Raw genomic sequence first — 13,693 nt, forward strand, 5'->3', positions numbered from 1 at the left:
GCAGGGGCGGGAAGAGTCAGGCCGTCTGTTGGGAAGACGGCGGCATCAATGGCGCATTGGTCGCGAGCCTCTGGGAGGAATGAGCGGCCAGTATAGCGGGGTTGGCTGAATGGCTGCGTGCAGCTGTAGAGCGGCACCATGCTCGGCTGATCTTCGCTTGGGTTCCGGTGAGTCGAGCATGGCTCGACGCTACAGGAACCATCCATGCCTGGCGTGGATCTACGGCACGGTGTCCAGGCGGGCGCCGACGAAGTCGATGAACACCCGCAGCTTCGGCAGTACGTGTCGGCCCGACGGCCACAGCAGGTGGAAGGTGCCGCAGGAGTGCACATGATCCTCCAGCACGGTGACCAGGCGGCCGTCGGCCAGCGCTTCGCGCACCGAGTGCACCGGCACGAAGGCCAAGCCGGTACCGCGCAGCGCCAGCGCCACCCGCGCCTCGATGGTGTTGGCCACCATGTGCACCGGCAGCTCCTGCGGTGTTTCGTGGTCGGGCCAGTGGATCGGCCACGGCTCCAGCTTGCCGGTGCTGGGGAAGCGGTAGTGCAGCAACGTGTGCTGCAACAGGTCGGCCGGCGTGCGTGGAACGCCGCGACGCTGCAGGTAGCCCGGCGAGGCGACGACACGCCGCGGGAACACCCCCAGCCGGCGCGCGTTCATCCGCGAGTCGCTGGGTTCGCCAACGCGCAGCACCGCATCGAAACCTTCCTCGATGACATCGACCAGCCGGTCGCTGAAATCCAGGTCGAGGCGGATGTCCGGATACGCGGCCATGAATTCGGCCATCAACGGCAGGGTGAGGTCACCTACCAGCGGCAGGCTGATCCGCAGCGTGCCGCTCGGTGCAGCGTGCGGTTGCGCCAGTTCGGTGCGCGCGGCATCGCGTTCGTCGAGGATGCGCCGGCAGCGCACCAGGAACAGCTGGCCCTCGGCGGTGAGGGTGATGCTGCGCGTGCTGCGGTGGAACAGGCGCACGCCCAGTGCGTGCTCCAGCCGCGCAACGCACTTGCCGGCGGCCGAGGCCGAGATGCCCTGCAGGCGCCCGGTCTCGACGAAGCTGCGGGTGTCGGCGGCGTGGACGAAGGTCTGCAGGTTGGCGAGGTTGTCCAGGACTGACATGGGCGTACCGGCAATGAAAACGGCAGGGTAGGGGCGGGTGATCGCGACACGCGGCGCGGCCGTCGCAACACTGTGGTGCGGGGCCTCGGGCAGCCCTTGCGGCGTTCCAGTTCCGGGCATCATGCCGATTGCGGACTGCACGGTCCATGATGCCCGGAGCGGCAACCGGCTTTTTGCGCCGCGTCGTGCTGCCTAACGTGGCGGGCCTCTCCCCACGGATACCGCGATGAATGCCGCTCTTTCCCTTGAACCTGCACCGACGCTGCCTTCGGTGCAGCGGCTGCTGCAGCAGGTCCACCCGCTGCGCCTGGTCGGTGCGGTGGTGCTGGTGCGCGAGCACGGCGTGCTGCGCCATGCCAGCGCGACCGGGCTGGCCGATCGCGAGTCGGCCAGGCCGATGCAGCGCGATCAGCTGTTCCGGCTGGCATCGGTCAGCAAGCCGTTGCTGGCCACGGTGATCCTGCGCCTGGTGGCCGAAGGCGTGCTCGACCTCGACACACCGGTGCAGCGCTGGCTGCCGGACTTCCGCCCGGCGCTGGCCGATGGCCGCACGCCGCCGATCAGCCTGCGCCAGCTGCTCAGCCACAGCAGCGGGCTGGGCTATCGCTTCCTGGAGGCGGATGCGGTGGGGCCCTACGCGCGCGCTGGCGTCAGCGATGGCATGGACGCCAACCCGCTTTCCCTGGCCGAGAACGTACGCCGGATCGCGCAGGCGGCACTGCTGTTCGAGCCGGGCAGCCAGTGGCTGTACTCGTCGGGCGTGGACGTGGCCGGTGCGGTGGCCGAAGCCGCGACCGGTGAAACGCTGCAGGCGCTGTTCCAGCGTCTGCTGGCTGCCCCGTTGCGCCTGCGCGATACCGCGTTCGCCACGCGCGATGCCGCACGACTGGCCACGCCGTATGTGAGCGACACGCCGCGGCCGCATCGCCTGCAGGAAGGGGAGGTGGTCGCGCCGTTCGAGGGCACGGTGGGCATCGAGTACAGCCTTGCGCGTGCCCTCGATGCAAGCCGTTTCGCTTCGGCCGGCGCCGGCCTGGTGGGTACTGCCGATGAAGTGATGGCGGTGTTGGAGGCGCTGCGTGACGTGCAGCGCTCTGGCCTGTTGCCACCCGCGCTGGCGGAGGAGATGGCCAGCCCGCAGGTGGGCGAACAGGGGCCGCCGGAACCGGCCGGCTGGGGCTTCGGGCTGGGCTTTGCGGTACTGCGCGACGCCGCCGCCAGTGGCACACCACAGCGCGAAGGCACCTGGCGCTGGGGCGGTGCCTACGGGCACAGCTGGTTCGTCGACCCGTCGCGTGGGCTGAGCGTGGTGGCGCTGACCAACACGCTGTACGAAGGCATGGATGGCGCCTTTGTCGATGAACTGCGCGACGCGGTCTATGCCGACCTGGAGACCACGCGATGAGCGGCCATGCCATCGATGCCGCCAGTCCGGCCGGCGAGGCCACGCGCCTGCCGTGGGCGGGCCTGCTTGCCTTGGCCGGCGGCGGCTTCATCACCCTGTTGACCGAGACCCTGCCGGCGGGTGTGCTGCGGCCGATGGGCGAAAGCCTGGGCGTGAGTGATGCGGCGGTCGGCCAGCTGGTGAGCGTGTATGCGCTGGGTTCGGTGATGGCCGCACTGCCGATGACCGCGCTGACCCAGCGCCTGCCACGGCGTCCGCTGCTGCTGGCGGCCATCGCTGGCTTCGTGGTGGTCAATACGCTGACGGCGTTGAGCAGCAGTTACGCGCTGATCCTGGCTGCGCGCTTCCTGGCCGGCGTGAGCGGTGGCCTGCTGTGGTCGCTGGTGGCCGGTTATGCCGCGCGCATGGTGGTGCCGTCGCTGCAGGGACGGGCCATCGCGGTCGCGATGGTCGGTTCGCCGCTGGCGCTGTCGCTGGGGGTGCCGGCAGGAACGCTGCTGGGCCAGCAGGTCGGCTGGCGCTGGGCGTTCGCGCTGATGAGCGTGCTGGGTCTGCTGCTGCTGGCCTACGCGCGCTGGGCGTTGCCTGCGCTGCCGGCCGCTGGGGCCGGGCAACGCACTTCGCTGGCGACCGTGTGGCGCCTGCCCGGTGTACGCAGTGCGCTGCTGGTGATGGCGCTGTACGTGCTGGCGCACAACGTGCTCTACACCTACATCGAGCCGCTGGCGGTCGACGCGGGTGCCGGTGCATGGCTGGACCGGCTGCTGCTGGCCTTCGGCATGGCGGCGATTGCCGGCATCGCGATTGCCGGCTGGGGCGTGGATCGCCACCTGCATGCGCTGGTGTGGGCGGCGGTGATCGGCTTCATCGTGCCGGTGCTGGCCTTGCTGGTGTGGCCTGGCGTGGCGAGCGCACTGCTGCTGGCGACGATCCTGTGGGGCGTGGCGTTCGGCGCCGTGCCGACCCTGTTCCAGACCGCCTTGGCACGGCGCGCCGGGGCCGCTGCGGACCTGGCGCAGTCGATGCTGGTGACCGGCTGGAACCTGGCCATTGCGGCCGGCGGCGTGGCAGGCGGCGTGCTGCTGCAGGCCAGCGGCCCACGCCAGCTGGGATGGCTGCCGTTGCTGCTGCTGGCGGTGACCGCCGCGTGGCTGCTGGCACGGCCGAAGGCCTGGGCGTAGGCGCAGGCCAAACGTTACGGAGGTGCCGGCCAGCGGCCGGCACTGCCGTGGTCCACGCCATCCACGCATGGCATGGATCTACCGAGCGCAGCGACCCGCGTTTGCCTTTGCTTTCGCTTTCTTCCGTTGATTCCGTGGCGGGACGCCGCCGCAATGTGCCCGTGGCCGGGTGGGTGGGTTGGGCAGGAGGCCCAACCCCGGTCTTGCCCACCCGCCCCACCTGATGGATCCACCGGGCGCGATCCGCCACGAGGGGCTCCGCCGTTCGCCGTCCTACTCCACTCCCTCACGCTCGATCGGCACGCTGCGCGGGTTCTGCATGTGTTCGCGTGCAGCGCCGTACTGCTGCTGCCGCTTCTGATGGAAGGCGACGAACTCATCGCGCGGCAGCGGCCGCGAGAACAGCCAGCCCTGTCCGAATTCCACATGCCGGCTGTGCAGGTAGGCCAGCTGCGCTTCGGTTTCCACGCCCTCGGCCACCACCCACAGGCCCAGCTCCTTGGCCATGTCGATGATGTGCGGCGTGACCGGGCTGGTGGCGCTTTCGGTGCCGATCGCATCGATGAATGATTTGTCGATCTTCAGTGCATCCAGTGGCAGCTGCTGCAGGTATTGCAGGCTGGAGAAGCCGACGCCGAAATCATCGATGGCCACGCTGTGGCCGGCGCGGCGGGCGGCGGCGAGCATGGTGCGCGCGCGGTCCAGATCGAGGAAGCCACGTTCGGTGGCCTCCATCCAGATCTGCTGCGGCAGGATGCCGCTGCCGGCCATGTGCCGGGAGATCATCTTCAGGGCGCGACCGCTGCTGATGTCTTCGGCGGCGAGGTTGATCGCGATGTGCGCGCTGCGGTCGGCGACCAGCAGCTCGCGCATGTCGCGCACCACGTTCTCGATCACCAGGTCGGTGACGTCGGCGATCATGCCGGCCTCTTCGGCCAGTGGAATGAACAGGTCAGGGCGCACCTGGGTGCCATCCGGGCGTTGCCAGCGCACCAGCGCCTCGGCGCCGACGCAGATGCCGGTGTCCAGTTCGATGATCGGCTGATAATGCAGGTACAGCTCGCGGCGGCGGATGGCGGTAGCCAGTTCGCCGCGCAGGGAAAGGCGGCGCCGCGACAGCCAGATCACCAGCCCGGCGCCGGCGGCGGCCAGCAGCAGGCCCACCGGCACGTACAGCCAGGCCTGTTGGCGGAAGGCCGCAGCGAGCGCGGTGCGCGGTGTAGTGGCGACGGCCAGCCATTCCTCGTTGCGCGCGGTAGCGAACAGCGTGGTGTGGTCCAGGCCTTCGCCCGGGTCGCGCAGCAGTGCCTGCAGCAGGTCCGGATCCAGGCCGGGCTGTTTGGCCAGCAGGCGTCCGTCGGGGCTGGCCAGTGCCAGCCGCACATTCGGGTCGGCGATGACATCGACGAAGCGGCGTGGGTCCACCAGAGCGTCGTAGGACCCATACAGGATCGCCAGCACCTGGCGTCGCCCGCTGATTTCCGGGCGCACGTCCACTGCGATGCCGGCGCCGTCGCTGGTGACGTGGTCCGGCCTGGGCTGATCCACATCCGACAGGAACGGCCCCCAGGAGGTGCAGCGCAGCTTGCCTCCTTCGAAGTAGCCCATCTGGTCAATCGATGGGGTGGTCATCACCAGGGTCTGCATGCGCCGGATGTGCTCGGGGCTGCAGGACACGTAGGCACCGGCTTCGGCGGATTTCAGCGCCGCCAGCGCCTCCTGGTAGGACAGGTCGGAGCGGCGCAGGGTGCGATCGGCGATGTCGCGCAGGCGCTGCTGTTCGACGCTGACCGCGCGGTCCCAGGTGGCGTAGGCCATGACCGCGATCGGCACCGCAGCGGCCAGCAGGGCCAGTGCGGTACCGCCGATGATGACGCGCAGGCGGCTCATGGCCGGGGCTCCAGCGGGGCGGGCGGGGCAGGGCGCATGGTCGGGCCGGTCCTTGGGCAGATGCGGCTATCTCAGCATGGCACCGGGCCGGGCGGAATGGGATCAATACGGTATTCGGTCACATTGTGGTGAAAGCGGCCTGCTTTGACGCAATGGGGCCGTCTGGCGCTGGCGCTCGGCGTCGCGGAGGACTACCGTCGAACGCTTCGCCCGCCCCTTCCCGCGCCCATGACCGAGCCCGCCACGCCCCCCGAGCACCTGCGCCGCAGCCTGTCCAACCGCCACCTGCAACTGATCGCCATCGGCGGTGCCATCGGCACCGGCCTGTTCATGGGCTCGGGCAAGACCATCAGCCTGGCCGGCCCGTCCATCATCTTCGTCTACCTGATCATCGGCGCGATGCTGTTCTTCGTGATGCGTGCGATGGGCGAGCTGCTGCTGTCCAACCTGCAGTACAAATCCTTCATCGATTTCTCCACCGACCTGCTCGGCCCGTGGGCCGGGTTCTTCTGCGGATGGACCTACTGGTTCTGCTGGATCGTCACCGCCATTGCCGACGTGATCGCGATTGCCGCCTACGCACAGTTCTGGTTCCCGGGGCTTGAAGCCTGGAAACCGGCGCTGGCCTGCGTGATGCTGCTGCTGGCGTTGAACCTGGTGACGGTGAAGCTGTTCGGTGAAATGGAATTCTGGTTCGCGCTGATCAAGATCGTGGCGATCTGTGCGCTGATCATCACCGGCGCCGGTCTGGTGGCGTGGGGCTTCACCTCGCCGAGCGGCCACACCGCGTCGCTGTCGAACCTGTGGAATGACGGCGGCATGTTCCCGATGGGCCTGGTCGGTTTTTTCGCTGGATTCCAGATTGCGGTGTTCGCCTTCGTCGGCATCGAGCTGGTCGGCACCACCGCCGCCGAAACCGCCGACCCCGAGCGCAACCTGCCCAAGGCAATCAACTCGATCCCGGTGCGCATCATCATCTTCTATGTGCTGGCGCTGATCGCGATCATGGCGGTCACCCCGTGGCGGCAGGTGGTGCCGGACAAGAGCCCGTTCGTGCAGCTGTTCGTGCTGGCCGGCATTCCCGCCGCCGCCAGCCTGATCAATTTCGTGGTGCTGACCTCGGCCACGTCCTCGGCCAACAGTGGCATCTTCTCCACCAGCCGCATGCTGTACGGCCTGGCCGAAGAGGGCCACGCACCGCGCGGGCTGTCGAAACTGTCGCGCGCTGCGGTGCCGGCCCGTGGCCTGCTGTTCTCGTGCCTGTGCCTGCTGGGCGGCACGCTGCTGATCTACCTGATTCCCAACCTGGTAACCGCCTTCACCCTGGTGACGACGCTGGCGACGGTGCTGTTCATCTTCGTCTGGTCGCTGATCCTGGTGGCCTACATGGCTTATCGCCGTCGCTACCCGGAGCGCCACGCTGCATCGATCTTCAAGATGCCTGGGGGCGTCGCCATGTGCTGGGCCTGCCTGGTGTTCTTCGCCGCCGTGCTGGTGCTGCTGAGCCTGCAGGGCGACACGCGCCAGGCGCTGATCGCCAGCCCGGTGTGGTTCGTGCTGCTGGGCGCGGGGTATTGGGTGCGCCGGAGGGCCGCGAAGTGATCCAACGTCTCCGTTCCATCGATTGATCCATCGTCTCTACAGAGTTTCATCCACGCATGGCGTGGATCTACTGTCAGCCGCAGGAAATCGGCCGCTGCCGTTGCCGTTGAGGTTGCCGGCCAGCGGCCGGCACTACCGCGGGTGCAGGGCGCAGCCCTGCCGACCCCCGTTCACCCGACATTCGCGGGCGCGGCCGGATCATCCGGCCGCCATGTCCCATCGACCTCTCCTGCTTGCACTGGTGCTGCTGCCCATCCTGTGGCCCGGGATGGCTGCCGCGCGCACGGTCTATCGCTGCGTGCAGGGCAACACCGTCAGCCTGGCCACCGCACCGGAGCCGGGATCGCGGTGCACGCCGAAGGAGATCGACGACAACGCCATCCAGGCCCCGAACCTGTGGGGCAACATGGGCGTGTTCAGTGGTGTGCTGTACGAGCGCGAGCAGGACGGCGTGCTGGTCTATTCCACCCGCAACCTGCCCGGCTCGCGGGTATTCCTGAAGTTCACCGTGGCCACGCCGCCGGGCGAGCCGGCGCACGAGGGCCTGGGCAAGGTCGGCACGCCGCAGCTCGCGCAGCACGCCAGGCAGTTCAAGGCCGCGGCCAAAGCTACCGGCGTCGACGATGCCTGGCTGCGTGCGATCGCCCATGCCGAAAGCAATTTCGATCCGCTGGCGGTCTCGACCAAGGGCGCACAGGGCGTGATGCAGTTGATGCCGGAGACCGCACAGGAATATGGCGTGCGCGATCCGTTCTCGCCGCAGCAGTCGATCGAGGGCGGCGCGCGCTACATGCGCGCACTGCTACGCCGTTACAACGGCGACCGCCCGTTGGCGGCGGCTGCCTACAACGCGGGCATCGGTGCGGTCACCCGCTACAAGGGCGTGCCGCCCTACGCCGAAACCCTGGCCTATGTGGACAAGGTGATGGCGCTGTATGCGCGCTACCGCGAAGCGATGGGCATCCGCACCGAAGTGCCAGCCCGCTAGCGGACGGTGCTGCCTGCACGTGGCGTTGTAGAGCCGAGCCGACGCTCGGCTGCGCCAATTGCAGCCGAGCATCGGCTCGGCTCTACACAAAAGCCGCTCAGCGCGAGGTGGAAGTGCTGACCAGGTCGTAGCGCTCGATGCGGCCGACGCGTACCACTTCGGCCTGCACGTCGGCACGCTGCTTGAGTGCACGCCACGCGGCATCGATGCGCACATCGCCCGGCAATGACGGATAGGTGCGCATGTCCTGCAGGCTGGCCAGGGTTTCACCGCGTTCAACCGGCGAGCGCAGCTGTTCGATCAGCACGGCGGCGGCACCGTCCAGGTCGCCTTCTTCCAGCAGCATTTCGCGGTGGAACAGGCGGGCATCGTCGCGCTGGGCCAGGATCACCGCGCGTGCTGCATCGCGCGCCTTGGCATCACCGCGCTCGCGGGCGGCGGCAAACTGCAGCAGCGCCTGTGCGGCCTTGCCGTAACCGGCGAGGCCCGGCATGTCATTCACGGCCTGCGCAGCGTCCTGCATGCGTCCCAGCGAACTGAACACGAAGCCGACATTCATCTGGTGCTCGACACCATCCGGGCCGAGCGCGCCGATGCGGGCGGCCTGCTTCGCCGTGGCCAGTGCCTCATCGGTGCGGCCCAGCCGGCGCAGTGCGGTGAGCCGGCTGTTGAGCAGCCAGGCCACCCATTCCGCTTCTGTGGCGGCAGGCGATTCGCCGTTGCTGGCGGCAGCGGCCATGCCCTCGGTCAACGACAGCACTTCCTCGTTGCGGTCCAGCATCAGCAAGGTGGTGCTGAACTCGGCCATGCGCGCGTCCAGTGCGCGGTCGAGCAGGCCGGAAACACGTAGTTCATCGAGGTGGCGCTGTGCCGCCTGCACTGGATCGAAACGCGCGTCACCGCGATCGACATAGCGATCGAAGCGCTTGTCGCCGCGCAGGCGGATGATCTCGGCCGGGCTGTCGATGCGCGCCAGCGTGGCCGGAATGCTGTCGCCACGGCCGTTGTCGGCCTGCAGCGTGGCCAGCGCCAGCCACAGCCCGGTGGGTTCCAGGCCGCCACTCTTCCAGCCGTTGTCAAACAGCGCCTGCAGCAGGTCCATGCGCTTCTGCGGCTGGTCACGCAGGCGGTACTGCAGGTAGTTGACCGCGTGGTGATCGATCGGCAGCGGCGCGTCGGCGTGCCGCAGTGCCTTCACCAGCAAGGTGGTGGCTGCGGCCGGCTGGTTGTCCGACAGTTCCACCGACACCAGGGTGAGCAGGATCTGTGCATCCTCCGGCAGGGCCTCCTGCGCCCGCTGCAGGTAGCGGCGGGCCTGATCCGGCTTCTTCTGCATCAGAGCGGTCCAGCCGGCGACCTGCGAGGCGCGGCCGCGACGCTCGGCATCGAAGTCGTCCAGCAAAGGATCCTCCATCAGCCGCTCCATGCTGATCAGTGCACCCAGCGTGTTGCCGCCGCGTGCCTGCTGGATGGCTTCATCCCAGCGCGTGGCGTACGCCGCGTGTACTGCATCGGCGGTGGCCGATGGCTTCTGCGGGGCCACCGTGATCGAAGCGGAGGCGGGCGCACTGGCCAATGCGGCCAGCAGCAGTGCGGTGAGGGGGAGAGCGCGGGGCATGGAGAATCTCCATCCGTGGGAACCGCATTGAACCTGCTACGGCCAGCGAGGACAAGCACGACGAAGCGAATCCTGGCCTTCAGCCGCATGATCGGCCGTGGCGGATCGCACGCGCAGCGTCTATTGTCGGTGCCTCTTCAAGCAGCAGGCAGAGGCAGCGCAACACGATGGCACGGTGGCAATGGATGGCGGCAGGGGCGGCGTTGGCAACGGCGGTGGGCTTGGCTGCAACCTGGTGGGACACCCCGCTGAAAACGCTGGCCGGCCCGGTGCCCACGCCCTTGGCCTGGACCGCGCAGATCGAGCCGCTGGCGGGTGATGGCCACCCCGGTGACCGCGACGGTGCGTCCGCGCAGGCGCGCTTCGCCGACCCGTATGCACTGCTGCGCGGCACCGATGGCAGTGTCTATTTCACCGATGCCGGTGACAACAACCGGATCCGCCGCCGCCTGCCCGATGGCCGCGTTGAAACCGTGGCCGGGCAGGGTGAGGGCCGTGTCGATGGCCCTGCGCTGCAGGCCAGCTTCAATACGCCCTCGGGCATTGCCGGCGATGCGCAGGGCAACCTGTACGTGGCCGACACCGGCAACCATGCGATCCGCCGCATCGGCACCGATGGCCAGGTGACCACGTTGGCCGGTGGCGAACAGGGCCACGCCGACGGCCCGGCCACGCAGGCGCGCTTCGATGCACCGATGGGCGTTGCGGTGGACGCGCAGGGCCAGGTCTACGTGGCGGACACGTTCAATGACCGCATCCGGGTGATCGGTACCGATGGCAGTGTGCGCACCCTGGCTGGTGGTGATCGGCCAGGCTTTGCCGATGGCGTGGGCGCCGCTGCGCGTTTCGATACGCCAGTGGCGCTGGCCTTCGACGCGCAGGGTGCGTTGCTGGTGGCCGATCTGTTCAACAACGCCGTGCGCCGGGTGGGGGCCGATGGCACGGTCAGCACCGTGGTCGCCGCCGGTGGCGTGATCAATGGGCCGCTGTCGCTGGCCACCACCCACGACGGCGTGCTGTACGTGGGTGATCTGGATGGCCGCATCGTGCAGGTGACGCCGCAGGGCCACCAGATCGCGCTGGTCGGCAATGGTCGCCTGCCGCGCCTGGCCCGCCCCAGTGGATTGGCGATGGATGCCGATGGCAGCGTGCTGGTGGCCGACGCCGCAGGCTACCGCCTGCATCGCCTGCGCCCGCTGCCGGTGGGCGAACTGCCGGCACCGGCACTGGTCGGCCCGGCCGCTGATGCCGCGCTGCCGAAGACGGGGGGCCGTTGGCCGCTCGCACCGCAGGACGGCTGGCACGAAGTGGTCGGCACCCTGGGCGAAGTGCGCGGCAACTTCAGCGGTGAGAGCCGCCACCACCTGCATGGCGGCTTCGACGTGCGCGGTGATGTGGGCCAGACCGTGCTGGCGATTGCCGATGGCAAGATCAGCAGCCCGGTGGCGGCCTGGAACCTGGGCGAGCAGGCCGAGGGCCTTGCGGTGGACCGCCTCAAGTACATCCACATGCGCGTCGGCCGCACCCCGCGCGATGTGCCGTTCGACGCGCGCTGGCAGGCGCTGTACGACGAGCAGGGCAAGCTGCAGCGGATGCGCGTGCGCCGTGGCATGCGCATCCACGTGGGTGACCGCCTGGGCAGCATCAACAACCAGGCGCACGTGCACCTGGCGGTGGGCACCGGTGGTTTCGAGACCAATGCGGTGGCGCTTGGCTTCCATAACTACGCCGATCACTTCGCACCGCGCATCACTGATGTAGCACTGCTGGACGACAACGACCAGCCGATGGCCGCAGGCAGCGATGGCGTGGTGATGGTTGCGCGGCAGGGGCGTGGCGTGCAGATCGTGGTGGAGGCCTGGGACCAGGTCGACAACAATCTGCCACGACGCCGCCTGGGCATGTACCAGGTGGGTTACCAGATCCTCGATGCTACGGGACAACCGCTGCAGGGCTACGAGCAGCCGCGCTGGAACATCGTGTTCAACCGCATGCCGCCGCAGCGGGAAGCAGTGCGCGTGGCCTACGCACCGGACAGCGGCATCACCGTGCATGGCAGCGCGGTGACCCGGTTCCGCTACCTGGCCACCAACACCGTGCGTGATGGCCTGATGGAAACCGGACGCTGGCAGCCGGCGGCGTTGCCGCCGGGCGAGTACGTCGTGCGCGCCAGCGTGCGCGACTACAGCGGCAACGAAGGCGTCGGTTCGCGCGAGATCAGGGTACGGCTGCTGCCATAGCCGCAGCCGGGGCGCCGCAGCGTTCGCGCTCGGCGTCCATGTCTTCCAGCGGCCGCACTTCGATGCTGCCGAAGCGTGCCCACGGGAAGTCGCGGGCGATGCGCATGGCGTCGTCGCGGTCGCGCGCTACGATCAGGTTGAAGCCGGCCAGCAGTTCGCGGGTCTCGGCGAAGGGGCCATCCAGTACGCGGCTGTGGCCATCACGCACGCGCAGGGTCTGCGCGGTGTCGACCGGCTGCAGCTTCTGTGCGGCCAGCAGCGTGCCTTCGGCCTGCAGTTTGTCGGCGTGGGCCAGGCAGTCGCGCATCAGCGCGTTGAATTCTTCGGTGGGCAGGGCCTGCAGCAGGGCAGGCTCGATGTAGATCAGAAGCAGGTACTGCTGCATGGCATGGTCCTGGCGGGGGCGGGGGTCCATGATCGCGCAGGATTGCGCACGGGCATGTTGCAGCGCAGAAGCGCGCCTTCGGCGGGGATCGGCGAACGGCGGAGCCCCTCCGTGGTGGGGGTGGGGTTGGTCGCTGAAAGCGGGTTTCCTGAGGGTGGGCCGGGCGGGTGGGATTGGCGGGGACGCCGTGAATCCGTCCCTGGAGGCTTAGCCGCGCCATCCATGGCGCGGATACCCCGCCAACCCCACCCGCCCGGCCCCAGACAGATTCCGGCGGCCGATCCACCACGGGAAATCAACAAGCAAGAGCAAAAGCGGGTCGCTTCGCTCGCAAAGCCGAGCCCGCCAGCCAACCGCCTTTGCTTTTGCTGTTGCTGTTGCTGTTGCTGTTGCTGTTGCCTTTTCTCTTGATCTTCCCGTGGTGGGTACCGGAGGCAGGAAACTGTCCAGGGCCGGGTGGGTAGGCGGGGCGGGGGTGTCCGCGGCATGGGCCCGAGGCATGCCTCGGGCGGGTTGGGCACGATGCCCAACCCCGGTCTTGCCGTGTGCGCAGAACAGCGCACACGAGCAAGCCGCGGCTAAGCCCCCATGGATGGGTTTACGGCCTCCCCCGACCCGCCTACCCACCCGGCCAAACCCAAACCGAGCGTCAGCGACCAACCCACCCCACCACGGAGGGGCTCCGCCGTTCGCCGACCCTCGCCGAAGGCGCGCTTTCCGCGGAAGAAAAAAAATTTCCAACAGACGTGTCGATTCCCAGTCCCCTGGTTCGTTGTACCCAGTGAAGGGCACGCACCACGCGTCCCACGGGAGACCAAAATGAAAGTGATGGTGATCGTGAAGGCCAACGCCGACTCCGAAGCCGGCCGCATGCCCAGCGAACAGGAACTGTCCGAAATGGGCGCCTTCAACGAACAACTGGTGGCCGCCGGCATCATGCTGGCCGGTGAAGGCCTGCACGCCACCCAGCGCGGCCGTCGCATTCATTTCGGCGCCGGGGCACCCAAGGTCGAGGCCGGTCCGTTCGGTCCTGCCAGCGAACAGATCGCCGGCTTCTGGCTGTGGGAGGTGCGGTCGCTGGACGAGGCCGTTGAATGGGCCAGCCGTGCGCCGTTCGGCGAGGGCGGCACGCTGGAACTGCGTCCCCTGATCTCCGCAGAAGACTTTGGTGAAGCCTTCACCCCCGAATTACAGCAGCAGGAACAGCGTCTGCGTGCACAGCTGGAAGGCTGACCCGATTCCTCTCCCAACCGGGCACGCCCCGG

At 68.5% G+C, this 13,693-nt stretch carries 10 protein-coding genes; 6 read left to right on the forward strand and 4 right to left on the reverse strand.

Annotated elements, in window-relative coordinates:
• Positions 1 to 219: 219 nt before the first annotated feature.
• On the reverse strand, positions 220 to 1,119 hold the full coding sequence (locus tag ACUDTM_RS14740) for a LysR family transcriptional regulator (RefSeq protein WP_088496186.1): 900 nt from the start codon (positions 1,117 to 1,119) through the stop codon (positions 220 to 222).
• A 226-nt stretch (positions 1,120 to 1,345) separates the two neighbouring features.
• On the opposite strand from ACUDTM_RS14740, the gene ACUDTM_RS14745 reads away from it, so the two are divergent.
• Entirely contained in the window at positions 1,346 to 2,524 is a 1,179-nt protein-coding gene (locus ACUDTM_RS14745; protein ID WP_088496185.1) for a serine hydrolase domain-containing protein, read from the forward strand.
• Positions 2,521 to 3,705, forward strand: a complete 1,185-nt coding sequence (locus ACUDTM_RS14750; protein WP_353080499.1) for an MFS transporter — start codon at positions 2,521 to 2,523, stop codon at positions 3,703 to 3,705. Before ACUDTM_RS14745 ends, ACUDTM_RS14750 begins: the two co-directional genes overlap by 4 nt.
• A gap of 273 nt (positions 3,706 to 3,978) precedes the next feature.
• On the opposite strand, the gene ACUDTM_RS14755 is transcribed toward ACUDTM_RS14750, so the two are convergent.
• Positions 3,979 to 5,595, reverse strand: coding sequence for an EAL domain-containing protein (locus tag ACUDTM_RS14755; protein WP_072167714.1), 1,617 nt, complete (start codon positions 5,593 to 5,595; stop codon positions 3,979 to 3,981).
• 228 nt (positions 5,596 to 5,823) lie between these two features.
• Here ACUDTM_RS14755 and cycA point away from each other — a divergent pair, with 228 nt between their 5' ends.
• Together cycA and ACUDTM_RS14765 are read left to right on the forward strand one after the other, a co-directional pair.
• On the forward strand, positions 5,824 to 7,197 hold the full coding sequence (gene cycA, locus ACUDTM_RS14760; RefSeq protein ID WP_069140079.1) for a D-serine/D-alanine/glycine transporter: 1,374 nt from the start codon (positions 5,824 to 5,826) through the stop codon (positions 7,195 to 7,197).
• A 211-nt stretch (positions 7,198 to 7,408) separates the two neighbouring features.
• Positions 7,409 to 8,185 (forward strand): lytic transglycosylase domain-containing protein, encoded by a 777-nt coding sequence (locus tag ACUDTM_RS14765; RefSeq protein WP_088496303.1) that lies wholly within the window; start codon positions 7,409 to 7,411, stop codon positions 8,183 to 8,185.
• Positions 8,186 to 8,282: 97 nt separating this feature from the next.
• On the opposite strand, the gene ACUDTM_RS14770 is transcribed toward ACUDTM_RS14765, so the two are convergent.
• Positions 8,283 to 9,803 (reverse strand): tetratricopeptide repeat protein, encoded by a 1,521-nt coding sequence (locus ACUDTM_RS14770; protein WP_353080498.1) that lies wholly within the window; start codon positions 9,801 to 9,803, stop codon positions 8,283 to 8,285.
• A gap of 167 nt (positions 9,804 to 9,970) precedes the next feature.
• Here ACUDTM_RS14770 and ACUDTM_RS14775 point away from each other — a divergent pair, with 167 nt between their 5' ends.
• Positions 9,971 to 12,043, forward strand: a complete 2,073-nt coding sequence (locus tag ACUDTM_RS14775) for a gluconolaconase (protein ID WP_445391384.1) — start codon at positions 9,971 to 9,973, stop codon at positions 12,041 to 12,043.
• On the opposite strand, the gene ACUDTM_RS14780 is transcribed toward ACUDTM_RS14775, so the two are convergent.
• Entirely contained in the window at positions 12,021 to 12,428 is a 408-nt protein-coding gene (locus tag ACUDTM_RS14780) for a YciI family protein (protein WP_049413606.1), read from the reverse strand. The genes ACUDTM_RS14775 and ACUDTM_RS14780 overlap by 23 nt on opposite strands.
• 819 nt (positions 12,429 to 13,247) lie before the next feature.
• Here ACUDTM_RS14780 and ACUDTM_RS14785 point away from each other — a divergent pair.
• On the forward strand, positions 13,248 to 13,661 hold the full coding sequence (locus ACUDTM_RS14785) for a YciI family protein (RefSeq protein WP_032953878.1): 414 nt from the start codon (positions 13,248 to 13,250) through the stop codon (positions 13,659 to 13,661).
• Positions 13,662 to 13,693 lie beyond the last annotated feature (32 nt).

The sequence above is a fragment of the Stenotrophomonas maltophilia group sp. vghtpe118 genome, assembly GCF_052605195.1.

What these genes read in the sequence shown, in the direction of transcription:
- ACUDTM_RS14740 (WP_088496186.1), bottom strand. Translation starts at nt 1,119, where the DNA reads ATGTCAGTCCTGGACAACCTCGCCAACCTGCAGACCTTCGTCCACGCC.
- ACUDTM_RS14745 (WP_088496185.1), top strand. Translation starts at nt 1,346, where the DNA reads ATGAATGCCGCTCTTTCCCTTGAACCTGCACCGACGCTGCCTTCGGTG.
- ACUDTM_RS14750 (WP_353080499.1), top strand. Translation starts at nt 2,521, where the DNA reads ATGAGCGGCCATGCCATCGATGCCGCCAGTCCGGCCGGCGAGGCCACG.
- ACUDTM_RS14755 (WP_072167714.1), bottom strand. Translation starts at nt 5,595, where the DNA reads ATGAGCCGCCTGCGCGTCATCATCGGCGGTACCGCACTGGCCCTGCTG.
- cycA (WP_069140079.1), top strand. Translation starts at nt 5,824, where the DNA reads ATGACCGAGCCCGCCACGCCCCCCGAGCACCTGCGCCGCAGCCTGTCC.
- ACUDTM_RS14765 (WP_088496303.1), top strand. Translation starts at nt 7,409, where the DNA reads ATGTCCCATCGACCTCTCCTGCTTGCACTGGTGCTGCTGCCCATCCTG.
- ACUDTM_RS14770 (WP_353080498.1), bottom strand. Translation starts at nt 9,803, where the DNA reads ATGCCCCGCGCTCTCCCCCTCACCGCACTGCTGCTGGCCGCATTGGCC.
- ACUDTM_RS14775 (WP_445391384.1), top strand. Translation starts at nt 9,971, where the DNA reads ATGGCACGGTGGCAATGGATGGCGGCAGGGGCGGCGTTGGCAACGGCG.
- ACUDTM_RS14780 (WP_049413606.1), bottom strand. Translation starts at nt 12,428, where the DNA reads ATGCAGCAGTACCTGCTTCTGATCTACATCGAGCCTGCCCTGCTGCAG.
- ACUDTM_RS14785 (WP_032953878.1), top strand. Translation starts at nt 13,248, where the DNA reads ATGAAAGTGATGGTGATCGTGAAGGCCAACGCCGACTCCGAAGCCGGC.